Origin of the sequence: Campylobacter sp. CH186 (genome assembly GCF_004378925.1) — a bacterium.
Taxonomy (GTDB): domain Bacteria; phylum Campylobacterota; class Campylobacteria; order Campylobacterales; family Campylobacteraceae; genus Campylobacter_D; species Campylobacter_D jejuni.
In genome coordinates this window covers 23,895-43,513 of sequence record NZ_RYYB01000008.1, presented here as the reverse complement: position 1 = coordinate 43,513, position 19,619 = coordinate 23,895, and the positions used below count along the sequence as shown (strand labels likewise).

Genomic DNA, 19,619 nt, shown 5'->3' with positions numbered 1-19,619 from the left:
AAAAACAATAAGCAAAAACTGTACCAAAATTTTAAAAAAATCTCAACTATCTTAAAAAATTTCAAATTTATTAAAAAGATCTGGATTATTTTCTAAAATATTACGCAAGATTAAATCTTCTATCACGCTTTTAGTGCAATCTGTTTGCTTAGGCCAAGTTCTTAAATAACCCTCGGCTTCACCCTTAGCACTTGCATCCACTCCAAGTCTTTCTTCTTTGATAAAAATATCTCTTTTAGCATCTATATTATTTACCACACGCCAAACAAGCATATAAGGGTTTTCAAGCTTATTTTCGGTATCCAAAAATACTAAAATCCTAAAATGTTTTTTAAATTCTAAAAGTTTATTAAAACTTTGTTCGATTTTTTCTTTTTTATCAAGCAAAATGCAAACTATAGGACTTTTGCTTTCTTTATAAAATTGCTTTAAATTTAAAAGCTCTACCTTGGTTTTAAAAAGTTCTAACAATTTTTCATCTTCTAAAATTTCAAGCTCTTCTACTTGTGTTTCCTTACAAGCATCAAGTCCTGCTTTACCCCCAAAACAAGCATTAGGCGAAGCATGATCTAATTGATCGCAAATTCCTTCTGAAATTAAAATTTTCTTTGTATCAAAACGATTTAAGATATAAGGAATTAAAGCATCATAATCTTTCAAAGAAGGTGCATTTTTATCTACAAAAATCGCATGTTTAACAAAACTCATTTGCCCCACTCCCCAAAATGCATGCATGATTTGTTGTGCATGAGCTGGATATTTTGCATCAATTTTTGCCAAGATAAGATTATGAAAAACTCCATTTTCAGGCATATTATAATCAATTAAATCAGGCACTGAAGTTTGAAGCAGAGGTAAAAAAAGTCTTTCGGTACCAAGCCCCATGATCTTATCTTCTAAAGGAGGCTTTCCTACAACCGTTGCTTGATAGATCGCATCTTTTTTAGCATAAATTTTTTCTATTTTCATCACAGGAAAAAGTTCAGCAGGAGTGTAAAAACCCGTATGATCTCCAAAAGGACCTTCGATTTTAAACTCTTCTAAATCCACATAACCTTCAATAACCACATCACTATCATAAGGTACAAAAATACCATTTTCACAAGGGGTAAGTTTTGCAGGAGTTTTTTTAATAAAACCATAAAGCAAAAGTTCAAAAATTCCTTTAGGTAAAGGTGCTTGAGAACACCAAATATAAAGCGGATCTCCGCCTATAGCTATACTTACAGGCATTTTTTTAAAACCAGCATTTTTATATTCGTGATAAAAATTTGCTCCATCTTTATGAATTTGCCAATGCATTAAAAGTTCATTTTTATCACTCATTTGCAAACGATACATTCCAAGATTATTTTGACTTTTATCTAAATTTTGTGTATAAACTTGCCCCATGGTGATAAATTTACCCGCATCATCTTCCCAAGTTTTTAGTATAGGAAGTTCTTCAAGTGAGTTTAAAATTTCATAATCATACAAGGCTTTATTTTTTTTCAGTCTTTTAGGAGGAACATTTTTAAAACTTAACAAATTCATAAAAAAATCCATTTTTGCTTTAAAACTCGTAGGAATATGAAGCTTGGTGAGTTTTGAAATTTCTTCAGCCACCTCTTCATAATCACGCCCAAAAGCTAAATTTAAAGCCTTTTCATTGCAAAAAGTATTCATCAAAACAGGAAATTTATATTGTTTATTTAATTTTTTATCTATAGGATTTTTAAACAATAAAGCCTTACCTTTTTCTCCTTTTTTAGCTTCTATATAAGCTAAATGAGCGATTTCAAGATCTACATCTACAGGCTCTTCAATTACCCTTAAAAGATCATTTTCTTTTAAAATTTGAATAAATTCTTTCATAGCATGCTCTCAGCTTTTTTTAAAAGTTCTTTAGCACCTTTAGCAATAAACTCCTTAGCCAAACTCTCCCCAAAACCTTTAAAATCATTCTTTTTAATCATTCTTTTATCTTTTAAAATTTCACTTCCATCAGGAAGTCCAAGCACTGCACGCACACAAATTTCATCTCCTAAAAGCTCTGCGTTAATACCTATAGGAACTTGACAACCCCCTTCTAAAGTAGCAATAAATTCTCTTTCAATGCTTGTTTCAATCAAAGCATTTTCATCATTTAAACATTTTAAAAGTTCTAAAATTTTTTCATCATTTATGCTTTCTATACCTAAAGCTCCTTGAGAAGCCGAGGGAATAAGCTCATCCTTGCTAAATTCATAAACAAAATTCACTTGCTTATCTAAGTTTAAACGTTTAATTCCCGCCATAGCTAAAATGATCGCATCAAAATCATTATTTTTTAATTTCTCTATACGAGAATTAACATTGCCACGCAAAGAAATAATCTCTAAATCAGGTCTTAGTAATAAAATCTGCATCTTGCGTCTAAGACTAGTAGTGCCTATTTTTGCACCTTTTGGTAAAGAAAGAAAATCTTTATAATTTTGACTTAGCATGGCATCATTGCTTTGCTCTCTTTTACTTACCGCTGCCAAAACTAAACCTTTAGGAAAAAAACTAGGCACATCTTTTAAACTATGCACCGCCAAATGCGCTTCTTTTCTTAACATACTTTCTTCAAGTTCTTTTGTAAAAAGTCCCTTACCGCCAATTTTTGCCAAAGGAGAATCCAGCAAAACATCACCTTTTGTTTTAAAACCTTCTAAAAGCACTTCAATTTGATGTGTATTTTTTAAAATTTGGGCTACATGCTCACTTTGCCAAAGGGCTAATTGACTTTTTCTTGTTGCGATAATAAGCTTCATTTTCTATCCTCTATAATTTCAACATCAATGATTTCTTCATTAGAATTTTGATACTCTTGCTTAGCGTATTGATATTTTGATTTAGTTATTAATTTCAAAGCAATACCAAAGAAAAATACAAAAATTCCAAAAACACTTGTAATAATCCCTGGAACAACAAGCAAAAATCCTGCGATAACAAAAGAAAATTGTGTTAACATATCCTTTAAGCCACCCATTTGAAATTCAAGCATATTTTTCCAAAAAACACCCAATAAAACCACCCCAAAAATCATACTCAAAAGTATGAAAAACAAAAAATTACCAAAACCAAAAAAAACTATAAAAAGCACACTTGCAATAATTTCAAGTACAAACAAAGGACTTAAACTTAATTTATAATTCATAACACTTTCTTTTTAAGAATTTCCATAAGTTCATCAGTTTTTATAAGTTCTTTTATCAAACCTTCTCTTTGGATAAGCTCTATTTCATTCTTTTCTAATCCTTTACCAACAACTAACGCATAAGGAAAGCCCATAAGTTCAAAATCATTCATTTTAACCCCAAAACGCTCATTTCTATCATCAAGCAATACCTCTAATCCAAGATTGGTTAAATCCTCATAAAGCTTATTGGCAAATTCTAAAGCCTTTTCATCTTTGAGATTTGAAACAATAATTTCAAGCACAAAAGGAGCTAAAGTTTTATTCCAAATACATCCTTTTTCATCATGACTTGCTTCAATAGCTACAGCCAACAAGCGTGAAACACCTATGCCATAACATCCCATGTAAAAAGGCTGACTTTTGCCATTTTCATCTAAGAAATTTGCATTCATCGCTTTGGAATATTTTTGTCCTAGTTTAAAAATATGCCCTACTTCTATACCTTTGCTTTGTTTTAATTTTGCTCCACATTTAGCACAGCAATCCCCTTCTTTAACTTCAATCAAATCTTTAAAACGATCTTTGTTTAAATTTACAACATCAATGCCGATTAAATGATAATCTTTTTCATTCGCACCCATAATCATTTGTTTTTCGTTTTCAAGCTCAAAATCTATATAAAAATCTATATCTTTTAATCCCACAAAACCTATAAAACCAGCTACTAAACCAGCTTTTTCCAATTCTTCTTCGCTTGCATCGACTAGTTCAAGGGCATTGCAAGCATTTTGAGCCTTGATTTCTTGTAAATCATCACTTCCTCTTATAAAAAACACAACTAATTTGCTTTCATTTTCATAAATAGCTTTTTTTACCACTGCTTTAATCGTATAAAAAGCATTAATTTTAAAAAATTGCGCTAAAGAATCTATAGTTTTAATATTTGGAGTGTGAAATTTACTTGCATAATTTGCTTCAGGACGCTCATCTTGACAAATTTTTTTAGCTCTTTTTGCAGCTTCAACATTAGCCGCATAATCACAATTTTCACAAATTAAAATATCATCTTCCCCATTTTTTGCCAAAACCATAAATTCCTTAGAACCGCTTCCACCAATAGCCCCACTATCAGCTTCAACTGCTCTAAAATCAAGTCCCATTCTTTGTAAAATTTGAGAATAAGTTTTATACATAAGCTCAAACTCACGCCCTAAATCTTCTTCATTAGCATGAAAACTATATCCATCTTTCATCAAAAATTCACGACATCTTAAAAGTCCAAATCTAGGCCTTGCTTCATCACGAAATTTAAGTCCGATTTGATATAAATGTAAAGGAAGTTGTTTATAACTTGTGATTTTGTTTTTTACCAAAGAAAGCATAGCTTCTTCATGTGTTGGACCTAAAACAAATTCATTTTCTTTTCTGTCTTTAAAACGCAAAAGTTCTTTTCCAAAAACATTATAACGCCCACTTTCTTGCCACAAACTTGCAGGAGTAATAAAACTAAGATTTACTTCTTGTGCTCCAGCCTTATCCATTTCTTCTTTAACTATATTTTTAATTTTGTCCAAAACTCTTTTTCCTAAAGGCAAGAAATTATAAAGTCCGCTACCAATTTGTTCTACAAAACCTGCACGCGTTAAAAAAATATGACTAGGCAAACTCGCATCTTTTGGCGCTTCTTTTAAACTTGGTGCATAAAATTTAGTAAATCTCATCATTATTCTCCATATCAAATTCACATTTATATTGATTTAAACCTTCAAGATTATTTTGTAAATCAAAAACATAACGCATAGCATTAATCACTGTATCACTTTGCATTTTACCTTGTAAATGTTTCAAATTTACAGTAGGCGTGTGTAAAAAAGCCTTAAAAACTTGATGAATCAACTTTCTAGCCTCTTCTTTATCGGATTTTTTCAAATATCCTTTTTTTAACGCAATTTCAAGTTGTTTATCTGCATATTCTTTAGCTTGCAAGCGCATAGCTTTGATAATAGGCATCAAAGCCAAATCGTTTAAATACCTAAAAAATTCACTTGTTTCACGACCTATTATCCCATAAGCCATGCGAGCTTCTTGTTCTCTTAGTGCTAAATTTTTTTGAACTACAATCTCAAGATCATCTACAGCAAAAACAGATATATTTTCATTTTCATTGATATCAATATCCCTTGGAACTGCAATATCAAAAAAATACCTTTTGTAAGGAAGTTCTTCTATTAAAGAATTTGTAATAATAGCATTTGGTGCATTGGTAGCTGAGAAAAAAAACTCGTATTGATTTAAATATTTTTTTAAATTTTCTAAACTATCATATTCGCTTAAAACACCAAGTCTCTCGCACAAATCTTTGGCTTTTTGTAAATCACGATTTAAAATAATCACTTTAGCACTTGCAGCAATTAAATGTTTTGCCGCAAGTTCCCCCATCTCTCCAGCTCCAATAACAACAGCTTTTTTTTGCGTTAAATCTGCAAGTTCTTTTGCTTTTGCTACAGCAACGCTAGCTACAGAAATAGGATTTTTAGAAATTTGAGTTTCATTACGTACCTTAGCAGCACATTTAAAAGCACTATGCACTGCTCGTGAAAGGTGCACTCCGCAAAAATTATTTTTTACAGCAAAAGCAAAAGCATCTTTTAATTGCCCTGCTATCTGAGTTTCTCCAATCACCAAACTATCTAAAGAACTTGCTACAGAAAAAAGATGGTGGATTGCTCCACTATCTTCAAAAATATCAGCTTTTTCAAGTAAAATATCTTTATCCACATCACAAAGCAAAGCCAAAGATTTAACAATAAACTCCGCACAGGCCATTTTTACAAAAGCAACAATTTCAACACGATTGCAAGTACTTATAACCAAACATTCTTCAATATTTTTATGAGTACTGATAATTTTTAAAAACTCACTTTTTTTAGCTTCATTGGAAAAGCTTAATTTTTCCCTTAAGGCAATATCTGTATTTTTATGAGTAAAAGATATACAATAATACATTAAAATTCCCTATCTATCATAGCTTTAATAATATCATTAAGCTTGTTATTATCATATTTTTCAATCGCTTTGCTAGCCTTTTTTGCATAAGTTTTAGCTTCTAAAATAGCTTTTTCCAAAGCTTTTTGTTCTTCAAATTTAGTTTTTAGCCACTCTTTTTCATTTTCATTTAAATCTTTTTTAAATAAAGTCTGCAAATATATCCTATCTTGTTCTTGTAAATTTTCATAAAGATAAATATAAGGTAAGGTAGTCTTACCCTCTTTAAAATCATTCATAGCAGGTTTTCCAAGAATTTTTTCATCACTCTTAATATCTAAAATATCATCAATCATCTGAAAAGCGAGTCCTAAATTTTTTCCATATTCTGCAAAATCTTTTTCATATAATCCAGCCAAAATAGCTCCGCATCTCGCACTTGCTTCGATCAAAACAGCTGTTTTATTATAAATCATTTTCAAATAAGCTTCTTTATTGATATTAAATTTCTCTCCCAAATCAACATCCATAAGTTCACCTATAGCAAGCTTTACAACAGCATCTGAAATAATACTTGCAAATCTAGCATCCATTTTGCTCAATTCATAAAAGGCTTTTGAATACAAAATATCACCCAACATAAGAGCATTTTTTGTACCAAATTCAGCATTGACAGATCTTGCTCCACGCCTTAATTCACTCTCATCGATAATATCATCATGTAACAAACTAGCAAGATGTATCAATTCTATAGTTGCACAAATTTTAAAAGCAATCTCACTCTCATCTGCGATAGCTAATAATAATTTAGAACGTAACTTCTTTCCTGATTTTACATTTGAAAGCATATTTAAAATAGGTTCATAGTCAAGCTCTTGTAAAAACTGTTTTATTAATTCATCTATTTTTTGCACTATCTTTTCCTTGTTAATTGCTATTATTATTTTCTTTGTTTGTTAATGGTTTTACCTGAGGTTTGTTAAAATTAATCATAGGAACAACCTGATTGTTTTGCGGTGGATTTTGTAAAGCTTTTTTTCTCGGATCTAAAAATTCTACCATTAAACGAGATTCCTTATCTTCTATATAAACTGTAAAAGTTGCCAAACCTTTATTATAACCACTAAATTCTAAAATCAGTCTTGCTCTATCAATATGTGGATTGGTATAATCAGGTATTAAAGTTTGAGTTACCCAATCTAAATTTCTTCTTAAACTCATCACAAATTGACGCGGATATTTGCGAAATTTCGAATGTACGATGATATTAGTATTATCAAACAAAGTCCAATAAAAATCAAAATTTTGCACCTTATCTTCATAGCCTATTTCTTTAATCTGCACACTAGCTCTCTCATCTTTTTTAAGTATAAATTTATAAGTATAATCAAAAGTTGGTTCAGATGCTAAAACATTACCAAAAATAAAAAAAATACAAATTAGATAGGGGCTTATTTTAAACAATTTTAGCCTTCGTGTCCTAAAATTTTTGCGCCTAATTCTATATAAATATCATTTTGTCTTTCTTCTATGAAATCACCATTTTCTAATATGAAATTTTTTACATCCATTTCTGTTAAACCTTGTTTTTCTAAAAGTTCTATCATGGCAATATGATCAGCAAAAAATTCCTCAAAAACTTTTTCTAAGGCTCCTAAATTTCCATTTTGTATAATTTCTATAAATTTTTCTTTTGGAGTTTTATTAAACATTTCATCAAAAAAATCCATTAATTTTCCTTGAAAATATAAGTTTTTGATTATAAAATTTTAATCGTTAAAAGTAGCTAAATTAAAATAATTAAAATTTAAATTTTATTTGCAATATATAAAATTTTAGAAGTTAAATTCCGCATAGTGCGGAATTTATTATGAATGTGGTTTTGCTTGAGTAGCGTATTTTACACCCAGATCAAAAGCTTTAGCATTTGCGTCACGAGTTTTTGCAGGAACCATATGAAGCATAGTTTCTTTTAAAACATCTAAATCTATACATTTGCTCATATAAGCAGCAATTGCAAGTGCTACAACTGATTGAGTAGCCACATTTCCTACCTCATCTTTAGCTATGGTAATAATAGGAATTTCAAAAATTTGCCATTTTTTATAATCTTCACTTTCAGGATGTACTAAATTTGGCTCTACAACTATAATGCCTCCTTCTTTTACACCCCCACGAAAACCTTTATAACCCTTATCTGCGGTTGAAAGCATAAAATCTATCTCTCCTTCTACAGCATAAGGAAATAAAATTTCTTTATCATCAATGATAATATCTACCTTAGTAGGACCGCCACGCACTTGCGAAGTGTAAGTAGAAGCCTTAAAAGCTTGGCGACCTTCTTTAATAGCTGCTTCTGCCAAAATTTCTCCTGCGGTGATAACACCTTGTCCACCTTCACCGCCAAATCTTAATTGATATTTCATTTTAAAGCTCCTAAATCCACCATTCTTTTTTCCTTAGCAGCACGACGCACTTCTTCATAAGCATGGCAATATTCTGGCTGAGAATTATCCTCATGTAAAATTCCTGTTGGAAATTTATCTTTTCTTTCTTCAAAATCCATGCTTTCAAATTTAGCTTTATCTACAACACGGTTTTTAATCCAATCAAGCATAGCCACAGCTTCACCCATTTTGTTTTTTCTGCCTAGATTGATATGACAATTTGAAAAAACATCTACAAAACTATAACCTTTATGTGCTAAAGCTTTGTAAATTAAATTTTCAAGCTTATTAGCTTCAATCACATTGCCCCTTGCCACAAAAGAAGCTCCTGCAGCTTTAGTTAATTCACACGCATCAAAATTAGGGTCAATATTTCCAAATTGAGCTGTTACTGTATAAAAACCTTTTGGAGTAGTTGGACTTGTTTGAGAATTCGTAAGTCCATAGATAAAGTTATTGATCACAATGTGGGTTAAATCAATATTTCTACGACAACCATGTATGGTATGATTTCCACCAATTGCCAAAGTATCGCCATCTCCGCTTACTACAATAACATGTTTGCTAGGATTGGCTAATTTAATACCTGTTGCATAAGCTATTGCTCTACCATGAGTAGTATGAACTGTATTGCAATTTACATAAGAACTCATTCTACCACTACAACCTATACCCGAAACAAGACAAACATCATCCATATTCCAACCAAGTTTTTCTATTGCACGGATAATACATTTTAAAACAACACCATCGCCACATCCCCAGCACCACTGAGTAGGCATTTTATCTACTCTTAGATATTCATCATAATTAAAAGCCATTTATATATTCTCCTTTACCTTAGCAATAATTTCACTTGGAGTGATAGGACGACCATTTGCACGGTGTAAGCTAATAAAATCGCGACGCGAAGTTACTCTTTCAATCTCTTCAAGATATTGTCCCATATTAAGCTCGCTTACCATTACTTTTTTAAATTTGCTTACAACTTCAGCAATTTTTTTCTCAGCCACTGGATAAAGAGTAATTGGACGGAAAAGTCCCACTTTAATCCCTTGTTCTCTTAATCTTTGTATAGCTTCTTTTGCTGAACGACTTACGCTTCCATAAGCAATGATTAAAAATTCAGCATCATTAAGCATATACTCTTCATAAGCACAAATATCTTCTTGATTGTTTTTTATTTTACCTATGAGTCTTTCCATATTTTTTTTCACTATAACTCCATCTTCAGTTGGAAAACCTATATCTCCATGATGAAGTCCTGTAACATGATAACGATAACCTGTAAAGAAAGGATTTAAAGTTGCAGGCTCATTTTCTCCTGCTGCATAAGGTTTGTAATCCTTTTTATCTCCTTCAAATTTTTTACGGTTATACACTTTAATATCTTTTAAATCAGGTAAAACCGCTTTACCATTCATGTGCCCTACAGTTTCATCCATAAGTAAAAATACTGGAGTCATATATTTTTCAGCTAAATTAAACGCTCTAATGGTTTCTGTATAAGCTTCTTCAAGACTTGCAGGAGCAATAGCAATACTTGCAAAATCCCCATGAGTTGGTGCTTTAGCCTGAAACAAATCTCCTTGTGCTACACGGGTTGGAAGACCTGTTGAAGGACCACCTCTCATAACATTTACAATCACAAGTGGAATTTCGGCAATAAATGCAAGTCCTATTTGCTCTGCTTTTAAAGAAATTCCAGGACCACTGCTTGCAGTCATGGATTTTACTCCACTCATTGCCGCACCAATAGCCACACTAATACCTGAAATTTCATCTTCCATTTGTATAAAAGTTCCATCATTTGCAGGAAGCATATGGCTTAATTCATGAGCTATCTCACTACTAGGGGTAATAGGATAGCCTCCAAAAAATTTACATCCACAATCAATCGCAGCTTTGGCGATTAAAACATTACCTGTTGCTATAACTTCTCTCATTATTTTTCCTATGCTAATTTTTTGTATTTGTTATTTTTTACGGCTACAGCTCTATCTTTAGACTCAGCAGTAAGTTTGGCAAATTTAAATTCATCTCTTTTTGCCACCATAATAGCAAAATCAGGGCAATGTGTCTCACACTCGGTACAGCCTATACAGGATTCAGGGTGTACTACCTCTATCATTTGTCCTAAAACTGCATGCACATCATCGCGCATAGCTAAAACCCCAGCGGGGCAATAGCTAACACAAATATTGCATGCTTTACATCTATACTCATCTACCCAAACAGGTGTATCTTTTGGAGCTGTCATACTCATGTTTTTTCCTTTATTAACCTAATATTTTTTGAATTTCTTCACCAATTAAAGCCGGAGAATCCACCACATGAATTCCATAGCTTTTTAAAGCTTCTTTTTTAGCTGCAGCGCTTTCATCAGCACTTCCTACTATGGCACCTGCATGCCCCATTCTTTTACCTTTTGGAGCAGTTGCACCTGCAATGAATGCTACCACAGGTTTGCTAATATTTTCTTTAATAAATTTAGCTGCTTCCACTTCCAAACTACCGCCAATTTCACCTATCATTACAATAGCCCTAGTTTCATCATCTTTTTGGAATTCACTTAAAAGTTCTTTATAAGCAAGACCTATAATAGGATCACCGCCAATTCCTACTGCAGTAGAAATTCCATAACCACCTTGAACTACCTGATTAGCAGCTTCATAAGTTAAAGTTCCACTTTTTGAAATAAGCCCCACGCAACCTTTTTTAAAAATAAAACCTGGCATAATACCTAACTTACATTCTTCAGAAGTGATAATACCTGGACAATTTGGCCCAATGATTTTCATACCCTTTTTATTAGCATATTGCTTAGCAAACATCATATCCTTTACAGGCGTATGCTCTGTGATTACAACTGCAAGCTTAATACCAGCATCAGCTGCTTCAACCACGCTATCACCCACAGCAAAAGCAGGCACAAAAATCAAGCTCACATCAGCCTTTGTTGCTTTAACCGCATCTGCAACAGTATCAAAAACTGGTTTACCTAAATGAGTTTGTCCACCTTTATGAGGAGTAACACCTCCAACTATATTTGTACCATAAGCCATGCATTGCTCAGCGTGAAAAGTTGCTTCTTTACCTGTAAAACCTTGAACTATTACTTTTGTATTTTTATTAACCAATATACTCATTTTCCATCCTTATCCTACTAAACTTTTTACAAGCTCTGCACCGTTTTTAAGATTGGTTGCTGCTTTGATATTTTTAAGATTTGAATTATCTAAAATTGTCTTTGCTTCTGCTGCGTTAGTACCATCAAGACGCACTACAATTGGAATATTTACCTCAACATTCTTAGTAGCTTCTAAAATTCCATTTGCTATCCTATCACAACGAACAATACCGCCAAAGATATTGATAAATATAACTTTTACATTCTTATCTCTTAAAATGATTTCAAAAGCCTTTGCAACAGTTTCAGGAGAAGCTCCCCCACCTACATCTAAGAAATTTGCAGGTTTTGCACCGCTATAATTAATAATATCCATAGTTGCCATTGCTAAACCCGCGCCATTTACCATGCAAGCTACATCTCCATCTAATTTCACATAGCTTAAACCAAATTCAGCCGCTTCTCTTTCAGCAGGATTTTCTTCGGTAATATCTCTAAGTTCAGCAATTTCAGGATGACGATAAAGTGCACTATCATCAAAACTGCATTTTGCATCAAGGGCATAAAAATCCCCTTCTGCAGTTTTAATTAAAGGATTGATTTCAAGCATATTCATATCTTTATCCATGTAAAGCTTATAAAGTTTAGCTATCATGGAAATGAGTTTTTTGCCTTCATCTTTATCAAGTCCTAAAAATCTCGCTACTTCAAGTCCATGAAACATTTTAAATCCAATTTGTGGATCAATGCCTACTTTTGCAATTTTTTCAGGGCTTTCTTTGGCTACTTTTTCTATATCCATCCCTCCTTCACTTGAAGCGATAATGGTAATTTGCTCTGCCATTCTATTAAATAAAATAGCCAAATAATACTCTTTTACTATATTAGCACCACTTTCTATATAAAGTTTTTGCACGAGCTTACCTTCAGTTCCTGTTTGATGAGTTACCAAATTCATTCCTAAAATTTTACTTGCGTAATCTTTTACCTCATCTAAATTTTTAGCGATTTTTACACCACCACCAAGACCACGACCTCCTGCATGAATTTGAGCTTTAACTGCCCAAACACTACCACCTAATTCTTTAGCATTAGCCACAGCTTCATCTACGCTAAATGCAACTTTTCCCTTTAAGGTAGGGATACCATTATCTGCAAAAATTGCTTTTGCTTGATACTCATGTATGTTCATTTATTCTCCTTTATATTGATATTTGATTAAAGATTTTTCTAATTTGTCTTTTTCTTGCAAACTAAGATCTAATCTCATGATTTCAATCACACCTTCAAGTCCTAATCTTGCCATCACTCCTAAGGCTTTGTTTTGCACTCCAAATTCTCCATGTAAAATCACACTCATAGGTAAAAACTCTCCACTTCTTATAGACTCAAGCATTCTTATACAAGCACTAGCGGGAGCTAAATAAGCTGAAGTTTTAAGATGTTTGATTACTTTAGCTCCACCTGTTTTAACTTCATTTTCCAAATCATCAAATTCTTCTTCATTTAAAAATTCGCTTATATTTTTATTTTTAACACTTGCGTAAGATTTTACCAAAACCATATCATCATTATGAAAACCAATAAGTCTTGTATCCACGCTTGACATTTTGACATTAAGTTTTTTGGCAAGCTCATACTTAAATCTTGCATTGTCTAAAACTCCTGCCATGGCTATAATTTTCTTTGATGAAAAAATTCCGCTTTCATAAAGAGTATTAAGTAGAAAATCCACAGGATTGGTTAAAATAATAAAAAGTGGATCTTCTGTAAAATCTTTAATTTTTTTAGCGCAATCAAGCATAATACTTGTATTTAACTGAAGCAATTCTTCTCTACTTTGCCCATCTTTTCTAACAAAACCTGCACTAAAAAGCACTATATCTGAATTTTTAGTATAAGTATAATCTTTAGTGCAAAGTAAATCTATATTTAAATTTAAAGCAGCTATGCTTTGAGTAAGCTCTAGTTCTTTTGCATAAAGTAAATCCTCATTGATATCTACTAAAACAATTTCATTTGCTATCTCTCTTAAAATCAAAGCATAAGCTACGCTTGAGCCTACATTGCCAGCCCCTATAATAGTGATTTTCATCTTTGTCCTATTTTTTCTAAAATAGCGTTAAAAGTTGCACTTGGGCGCATAATTTTATTTGCTTTTTCATCATCAAATTTATAATACCCACCCAAATCCACTTTCACACCTTGTGCATCGTTAAATTCAGCTCTGATTTTTTCTTCATTAGAAGAAAGCTCTAGGGCAATATCTTTAAAAAAGCTTTGAAGCTCCATATCACTTGCTTGTCTTGCTAAATGATTTGCAAAATACATTGCTAAATAAAAATGACTTGTTCTATTATCATCTTCTTTAACTTTTCTTGATGGAGCTTTATTATTTTCAAGCCATTCGCCTATAGCCTCATCGAGACATTCCGCCAAAACCTTAGCTTTATGATTGCTACATTTATTTGCATAAAATTCCAAACTTGCTTGCAAGGCCAAAAATTCACCCAAACTATCCCAACGCAGATGATTTTCTTCGACTAATTGTTCTACTTGTTTAGGTGCTGAACCCCCTGCTCCTGTTTCAAACATAGCTCCACCATTTAACATAGGCACAACAGAAAGCATTTTTGCACTTGTTCCAAGCTCTAGAATAGGAAAAAGATCAGTTAAATAATCCCTTAAAACATTACCCGTGATAGAAATAACATCTTTACCTTCTCGGATTAACTCTAAACTTCTTAAACAAGCTTCTTTTGGAGCTAAAATAGCTATATTTTTACCCTTTTCTTTTAAACGATTTTGTACCAAAGTTATCATGATTTTATTACTAGATCTTTTGCTATCTAACCAAAAAATGGCCTCGGCTCCACTAAGTTCTGATCTTTCTATACCTAAATCAATCCAATTTAACACCGCATCAAATTTAGCCTGATTAGCTCTATAAATATCGCCCTTTCTAACCTTATGTTCTAATAAAACTTTACTGTTAGAAACTATTTTAAAAGTCCCTTCTTCCTTAGCCACAAAAGTTTTATCATGAGAACCGTATTCTTGAGCTTTTTTAGCCATTAAGCCTACATTAGATACACTGCCAAGTTTTGAAGGATTTAAAGTGCCATTTTTATGTAAATCTTCAATAACCGCCTCATAAATAGTTGCGTAAGTTTGATCAGGAATTACGGCATTTGTATCTCTTTCCTCACCTTCCTTATCCCACAATCTTGCGCCATTTTTAAGCATTGCAGGCATAGAAGCATCAACGATAACATCGCTTGGAACATGAAGATTTGTAATGCCTTTATCTGAATTTACCATAGAAATATCAGCAGATTTAGCTAAAATTTCATTGTATTTTTTTAAAATTGCATCTTTTTTGCTTGAATTTTCGATCTTACTTAAAAGCTCACTTAAACCATTATTTGGATTAATACCTAATTTTTCAAATTCATCTTGAAATTCGATAAATAATTCTTTAAAAAATACTTTTACCGCATAACCAAAAAGTATAGGATCGCTTACTTTCATCATTGTAGCTTTTAAATGCAAAGAAAAAAGCACATCATCATCTTTGCTTGCTTTAATTTCTTTTGCATAAAATTCCTGAAGTTTTTGCACATCCATAAAAGTAGCATCTAAAATTTCATTTTTTTCAAGCTTTAAACCCTCTTTTAAAATTTCACTTTTACCATCAATACTTGTAAATTCTATATTAGCCACACAATCTTGATCGATTAAAACCGCTTTTTCATTAGAGAAAAAATCCCCCTCTTTCATGTAAGAAACACGAGTTTTTGAGTTTGGATTAAACTCAACCACACGATAAGGATTGTTTTTTGCATAGTCTTTTACCGCTTTTGTTGAACGACGATCTGAATTTCCTTGTCTTAACACAGGATTAACCGCTGAACCTAAAACTTTTTGATATTTTGTTTTAATTTGCAATTCTTCATCATTTTTTGGCTCATCTGGGTAATTTGGTAACATGTAACCCTTATCTTGCAATTCTTTAATCACTGCCTTAAGCTGAGGAATAGAAGCTGAAATATTTGGAGTTTTAATAAGATTTGCATCTGATCTTTTTACAAGCTCGCCTAAAAGCTCCAAAGCATCTTCACATCTTTGTTCCTCTTTTAAATACTCGCTAAAGGTAGCTAAAATCCTTCCAGATAAAGAAATATCTGAGGTTTTTACTCCTATATGCGCCCTACTTAAAAAAGCTTTCACTATAGGTAAAAACGAATAAGTCGCAAGAGCTGGCGACTCATCTGTTAAGGTATAAGTAATTTGCATTTTTAGTCCTTTAAAATACTTATTTTTATTTTCATTTTTAAGTATATTACAAATAAAAAAAAATGCAAGAGTAAGTTTAAAGTTTGTTTTAGTTTTCAAACAAACTTTAAATATTTTTAATTAAGTAAATTAGCAGGAAGTTGTATGATATTTTTAATAAGATTAAAAGGAGTTTTTAGAGTGTCTGTTAAAATTTCGGTATGAAATTTAGGGTCATCTATACTTCCATCTATTTTTAAGTTTGTGCTAATTTCTTGATTTTTACCTAAAATTACATAATTTAAAATTGGAACCTTGGATATAGCTTCTGAAGCTGATTTTAAAGTTTTAAGCTCTAAGCTAAAATCCACTGTATTTAATCTTAAATTTGCTGATCCTAAACCATATATATCTACACTATCGCCATTTAAATTAATAGCCGAAACACTCAAAAGATCTTTTTTTCTATTAAAAATAATCTTTCCATCATGTAAGCTTAAACCTTTTTGATTAAAAGTTGGAGATTTAAACATTAATAAACTTGGTACAGTATCGATAAAGGAAATAAGCTGATTTATACCTTTTAAATCCTTCACATAAGTATTTTTAAAATCGATCTGTCCATCAAAATACTCCAATCCACTTCCTTTTATACTTAAGTTAAATACTCCATCTTGAACAGCTTGTTTTTGCAAAAATTCATTTAAATAATTATCATCAATATTGCTAATGTTTAAATTTAAATCATTAGAAGAATAATAAAGATCAAATTTTGCATTTCCTCTAGAACCTTTAAGATCCAAAGCATTGCCTTTTAAATCAGCCTCTACCCTATCAAAAGCCAAAGTTTTATTAGAATCTGGCAAAATTAAAGCTACATTTGCTCCACCAAAACTAATATTTTGGGTATTAGTAGAAATATCAAATGTTGAATTTGAAGAATCTTCTCTATAAATATAACTTAAATTTTTTAAATGAATTTCTTTATTATCAGAACTTATTTTAGCACTTGCTGTATCACTTTGAGTATGAATTTCGATAATGCCCTTATTTTTTACAATATCAAAGCTATCATTTTCATAAGGAGTTTGACCGTTGATAAGTAAATTATTTTTAAAATAAGCATCATTAACGCTTGCATTAAAATCTTTAAAATTTAAAGTTTTATAATAAACATTTTTAGCATCGATAAACCCAAACTTTTTAAGTAATGGAGAAAATGAAAATAAAATCTTAGGATTATTAAGATTAGCCTCAAATCCATCTTTAAAATTTAAAATCAAATTCCACTGAGGAATACTAATGTTAACATTTTGCGAATAATCTAATTTTACTTCTACATTTTGATTTTTTAAATCTAAAAGCTCTCCATTATCAAAATAAAGCCTTGAAATCTGAGTATTGAAATTTCCTTGCTGTTTTTGTAAGTCAAATTTAGCATTAAAATCAGCCTCTAAAAAGCTATTTTTAACACTAGCATTTTCTATATTTAAATCATTTTGATTTAATATTACAAATGCTTTTGTAATATTAAAATCAGCCAAAGAAATACTAGCATTCTCTAAAGCTAAAATACCACTATAAGAAATTTCACCCTTATCATGAAAATCAATTTTAAGCTCCAAATCACTTTTAATTTTTCCGCTTTTTTGATAAAAAGGTAATGAAAAATGATAATCCTCTAAAGCTTTAGCAAGTTTTTCATCAAATTTTAGATTACCAGACTTAATACGCAAATAAATCCCAGCTTTTTTTTCATCGAACAAATCATATAGATAAACCTTGCTAGAACTTAAATCAGCACCATTATAGAAAGCTTTATTAAAAACAAAATCAAGTTTTTGTTTGTTTAAATTTAAATCGAGTTTTGGAATTTCAATAGCATTCATTTTATCATCCAAACGAACTTTGACATTATTAACATAACCTGATGCGTTAATATTATCTAAATAATAATTATTTTTAGCAAAATCTATAAAGCCCTGCAAATAATCCAAATGATAAAATTCTCCCTTAGCCTTATATGCCACCCAGAGATTTAAACTCTGCGGAAGTTCTATTCTTTTATTAACTCTTTTAAAAATTTCCGTAATATTTCTAATGTTTAAATCTTCTATTTTATAAGCTAAATTTTTATCTTTGTAAGAGATACTTGCGTTAAAGTCAAGCAATTCTCCGCTTGCTCTACCTTGAAAATAATAAAACTCGCTCTTAGTATTGATACTTAAATTTCCATCAATATTTAAATCATAATCTTTTAATAAAAGTTTTTTAATATCAGCTATAAGTTCTTTATTTTGACGCTGTAATGTTAATTTTAAAAATAATAAATCATTATCTATAAAAAATTCATTATCTTTAAATAAAATACGCACATGATTATCTTCTATATTTAAATTTTGTATATCAATCTCTTCAACAAAAGTATATAGATATTTTAAATTTTTTGTTATTTTTAAAATCTCTGTTGAAGCATTATCAGAAGAGTGAGTTTGTGATGAAATTTCGGAATTTTGAGTCTCATTTATAGTGATATTTTTTGCTCGTACAATTAATTTTTTATCTAATTTAATATATAATTGTTCTAATTTTAAAAAATCAAATTGGATACTAGAGATGACAATCCCATTTTTAAGCACTATAAACAAAGCTAATATAAACACAACAAAAAATACAACAATATATAAAATTTTCTTTTTCATACGCAACTTCTTTTTGATATTGTTTTTGGGGATTTTTTATTATCTAACTCAGCCTTTAAAAAGCAATTCTGTGGTATTTATTCCCCAAGGTTCAATTTCTCAAATTATAACATATTTAAAGCAAAATAAATATCAGATGAGTAGTATTGATAAATATATTTTATTTTTTTTAGGACACCCCCAATCAGGCTGGATCAACATAGGTACTAAAGATTTAAATAGGGCTGAATTTCTACATAAACTTACTATTGCTAAAGCAGCACTTCAAACCATTACTCTTATCCCAGGAGAAACAAGCGTAATCTTTTTAGAACAAGCAGCCAAACAACTTGGACTTGATAAAGATATACTTTTAAAAGAATTTCAAGCTCAAGCTCCTTATGATGAAGGAGTTTTTTTACCAGAAACTTATAAAATCCCAAAAGGCATTACAGAAAATCTACTCATTCAAATGCTTTTAAACTATGCTGAAATTTCCAATAAAAAAACTTCTGAGAAAATTTTCGGTGATTATAATCCAAAAAAATGGCACCAATATATCATCATCGCTTCTGTAATACAAAAAGAAGCTGCTAATGAAAATGAAATGCCTATAGTTGCAAGTGTAATTTACAATCGACTTAAAAAAGGTATGAAGCTTCAAATGGATGGAACTTTAAATTATGGAATTTACTCCCATGTAAAAGTTACCCCACAAAGAATAAGACAAGATAATAGCTCTTATAATACCTATAAATTTACAGGATTGCCCAAAGAAGCGGTTTGCAATGTTTCTTTAGCTGCTATTCGTGCAGCTATTTTTCCTTTAAAGACAGATTATTTATATTTTGTGCGTGATAAAAATACTGGGGTTCATATTTTTAGCACAAATATAGATGATCACAATAAAGCCATAAATTTACAAAAAGGAAAATAATTTTGATATTTTTATACAAAAT

General features: G+C 31.0%; 18 protein-coding genes. 1 reads left to right on the top strand and 17 read right to left on the bottom strand.

Annotated features, from left to right (window positions below; translation table 11 throughout):
* Positions 1-51: 51 nt before the first annotated feature.
* From ELQ09_RS07320 to ELQ09_RS07240, 17 genes are all read right to left on the bottom strand, one after another.
* Positions 52-1,854, bottom strand: coding sequence for a menaquinone biosynthesis decarboxylase (locus ELQ09_RS07320; protein WP_134263866.1), 1,803 nt, complete (start codon positions 1,852-1,854; stop codon positions 52-54).
* The gene (gene hemC, locus ELQ09_RS07315; RefSeq protein WP_134224938.1) at positions 1,851-2,774 is read right to left on the bottom strand and encodes a hydroxymethylbilane synthase; all 924 of its coding nucleotides are present in this window, start codon (positions 2,772-2,774) and stop codon (positions 1,851-1,853) included. Before hemC ends, ELQ09_RS07320 begins: the two co-directional genes overlap by 4 nt.
* Positions 2,771-3,160, bottom strand: coding sequence for an FxsA family protein (locus ELQ09_RS07310; protein WP_052794795.1), 390 nt, complete (start codon positions 3,158-3,160; stop codon positions 2,771-2,773). Before ELQ09_RS07310 ends, hemC begins: the two co-directional genes overlap by 4 nt.
* Positions 3,157-4,866, bottom strand: coding sequence for a proline--tRNA ligase (locus tag ELQ09_RS07305; protein WP_096702595.1), 1,710 nt, complete (start codon positions 4,864-4,866; stop codon positions 3,157-3,159). Before ELQ09_RS07305 ends, ELQ09_RS07310 begins: the two co-directional genes overlap by 4 nt.
* Positions 4,850-6,148 (bottom strand): glutamyl-tRNA reductase, encoded by a 1,299-nt coding sequence (gene hemA, locus ELQ09_RS07300; RefSeq protein WP_096702593.1) that lies wholly within the window; start codon positions 6,146-6,148, stop codon positions 4,850-4,852. The genes ELQ09_RS07305 and hemA overlap by 17 nt, the downstream gene beginning before the upstream one ends.
* Positions 6,148-7,041, bottom strand: coding sequence for a hexaprenyl-diphosphate synthase (locus ELQ09_RS07295; protein WP_096702591.1), 894 nt, complete (start codon positions 7,039-7,041; stop codon positions 6,148-6,150). Before ELQ09_RS07295 ends, hemA begins: the two co-directional genes overlap by 1 nt.
* Positions 7,042-7,054: 13 nt before the next feature.
* Entirely contained in the window at positions 7,055-7,591 is a 537-nt protein-coding gene (locus tag ELQ09_RS07290) for an exporting protein (RefSeq protein ID WP_096702589.1), read from the bottom strand.
* A 2-nt stretch (positions 7,592-7,593) separates the two neighbouring features.
* Entirely contained in the window at positions 7,594-7,857 is a 264-nt protein-coding gene (locus tag ELQ09_RS07285; protein ID WP_052782879.1) for a DUF2018 family protein, read from the bottom strand.
* A gap of 138 nt (positions 7,858-7,995) precedes the next feature.
* Entirely contained in the window at positions 7,996-8,553 is a 558-nt protein-coding gene (locus ELQ09_RS07280; RefSeq protein WP_002870949.1) for a 2-oxoacid:acceptor oxidoreductase family protein, read from the bottom strand.
* Positions 8,550-9,395: a 2-oxoglutarate ferredoxin oxidoreductase subunit beta gene (locus tag ELQ09_RS07275; RefSeq protein WP_002854895.1), complete on the bottom strand. Its 846-nt coding sequence runs from the start codon at positions 9,393-9,395 to the stop codon at positions 8,550-8,552. The genes ELQ09_RS07280 and ELQ09_RS07275 overlap by 4 nt, the downstream gene beginning before the upstream one ends.
* Positions 9,396-10,520 (bottom strand): 2-oxoglutarate synthase subunit alpha, encoded by a 1,125-nt coding sequence (locus tag ELQ09_RS07270; protein WP_002921590.1) that lies wholly within the window; start codon positions 10,518-10,520, stop codon positions 9,396-9,398.
* A gap of 8 nt (positions 10,521-10,528) precedes the next feature.
* Entirely contained in the window at positions 10,529-10,840 is a 312-nt protein-coding gene (locus tag ELQ09_RS07265) for a 4Fe-4S binding protein (RefSeq protein WP_052782880.1), read from the bottom strand.
* A 13-nt stretch (positions 10,841-10,853) separates the two neighbouring features.
* Positions 10,854-11,723 (bottom strand): succinate--CoA ligase subunit alpha, encoded by an 870-nt coding sequence (gene sucD / locus ELQ09_RS07260; RefSeq protein WP_052782881.1) that lies wholly within the window; start codon positions 11,721-11,723, stop codon positions 10,854-10,856.
* A gap of 9 nt (positions 11,724-11,732) precedes the next feature.
* Positions 11,733-12,896, bottom strand: a complete 1,164-nt coding sequence (gene sucC, locus ELQ09_RS07255; protein ID WP_052782882.1) for an ADP-forming succinate--CoA ligase subunit beta — start codon at positions 12,894-12,896, stop codon at positions 11,733-11,735.
* Complete coding sequence (locus ELQ09_RS07250) at positions 12,897-13,799, bottom strand: malate dehydrogenase (protein ID WP_052785375.1); 903 nt, start codon at positions 13,797-13,799, stop codon at positions 12,897-12,899.
* Positions 13,796-16,000 (bottom strand): NADP-dependent isocitrate dehydrogenase, encoded by a 2,205-nt coding sequence (locus tag ELQ09_RS07245; protein WP_134263865.1) that lies wholly within the window; start codon positions 15,998-16,000, stop codon positions 13,796-13,798. Before ELQ09_RS07245 ends, ELQ09_RS07250 begins: the two co-directional genes overlap by 4 nt.
* A 116-nt stretch (positions 16,001-16,116) precedes the next feature.
* Complete coding sequence (locus tag ELQ09_RS07240; RefSeq protein ID WP_134224940.1) at positions 16,117-18,681, bottom strand: DUF3971 domain-containing protein; 2,565 nt, start codon at positions 18,679-18,681, stop codon at positions 16,117-16,119.
* Between ELQ09_RS07240 and mltG the strand changes: the two genes are divergently transcribed.
* Positions 18,596-19,597, top strand: a complete 1,002-nt coding sequence (gene mltG, locus ELQ09_RS07235; protein WP_052785373.1) for an endolytic transglycosylase MltG — start codon at positions 18,596-18,598, stop codon at positions 19,595-19,597. The two genes, ELQ09_RS07240 and mltG, sit on opposite strands and share 86 nt — an antisense overlap.
* Positions 19,598-19,619 lie beyond the last annotated feature (22 nt).

Excerpts from the sequence above, each read along its gene's own strand:
- ELQ09_RS07320 (WP_134263866.1), bottom strand. The coding sequence starts at position 1,854 with ATGAAAGAATTTATTCAAATTTTAAAAGAAAATGATCTTTTAAGGGTA.
- hemC (WP_134224938.1), bottom strand. The coding sequence starts at position 2,774 with ATGAAGCTTATTATCGCAACAAGAAAAAGTCAATTAGCCCTTTGGCAA.
- ELQ09_RS07310 (WP_052794795.1), bottom strand. The coding sequence starts at position 3,160 with ATGAATTATAAATTAAGTTTAAGTCCTTTGTTTGTACTTGAAATTATT.
- ELQ09_RS07305 (WP_096702595.1), bottom strand. The coding sequence starts at position 4,866 with ATGATGAGATTTACTAAATTTTATGCACCAAGTTTAAAAGAAGCGCCA.
- hemA (WP_096702593.1), bottom strand. The coding sequence starts at position 6,148 with ATGTATTATTGTATATCTTTTACTCATAAAAATACAGATATTGCCTTA.
- ELQ09_RS07285 (WP_052782879.1), bottom strand. The coding sequence starts at position 7,857 with ATGGATTTTTTTGATGAAATGTTTAATAAAACTCCAAAAGAAAAATTT.
- ELQ09_RS07280 (WP_002870949.1), bottom strand. The coding sequence starts at position 8,553 with ATGAAATATCAATTAAGATTTGGCGGTGAAGGTGGACAAGGTGTTATC.
- ELQ09_RS07275 (WP_002854895.1), bottom strand. The coding sequence starts at position 9,395 with ATGGCTTTTAATTATGATGAATATCTAAGAGTAGATAAAATGCCTACT.
- ELQ09_RS07270 (WP_002921590.1), bottom strand. The coding sequence starts at position 10,520 with ATGAGAGAAGTTATAGCAACAGGTAATGTTTTAATCGCCAAAGCTGCG.
- ELQ09_RS07265 (WP_052782880.1), bottom strand. The coding sequence starts at position 10,840 with ATGAGTATGACAGCTCCAAAAGATACACCTGTTTGGGTAGATGAGTAT.
- sucD (WP_052782881.1), bottom strand. The coding sequence starts at position 11,723 with ATGAGTATATTGGTTAATAAAAATACAAAAGTAATAGTTCAAGGTTTT.
- sucC (WP_052782882.1), bottom strand. The coding sequence starts at position 12,896 with ATGAACATACATGAGTATCAAGCAAAAGCAATTTTTGCAGATAATGGT.
- ELQ09_RS07250 (WP_052785375.1), bottom strand. The coding sequence starts at position 13,799 with ATGAAAATCACTATTATAGGGGCTGGCAATGTAGGCTCAAGCGTAGCT.
- ELQ09_RS07245 (WP_134263865.1), bottom strand. The coding sequence starts at position 16,000 with ATGCAAATTACTTATACCTTAACAGATGAGTCGCCAGCTCTTGCGACT.
- mltG (WP_052785373.1), top strand. The coding sequence starts at position 18,596 with ATGACAATCCCATTTTTAAGCACTATAAACAAAGCTAATATAAACACA.
- ELQ09_RS07240 (WP_134224940.1), bottom strand. The coding sequence starts at position 18,681 with ATGAAAAAGAAAATTTTATATATTGTTGTATTTTTTGTTGTGTTTATA.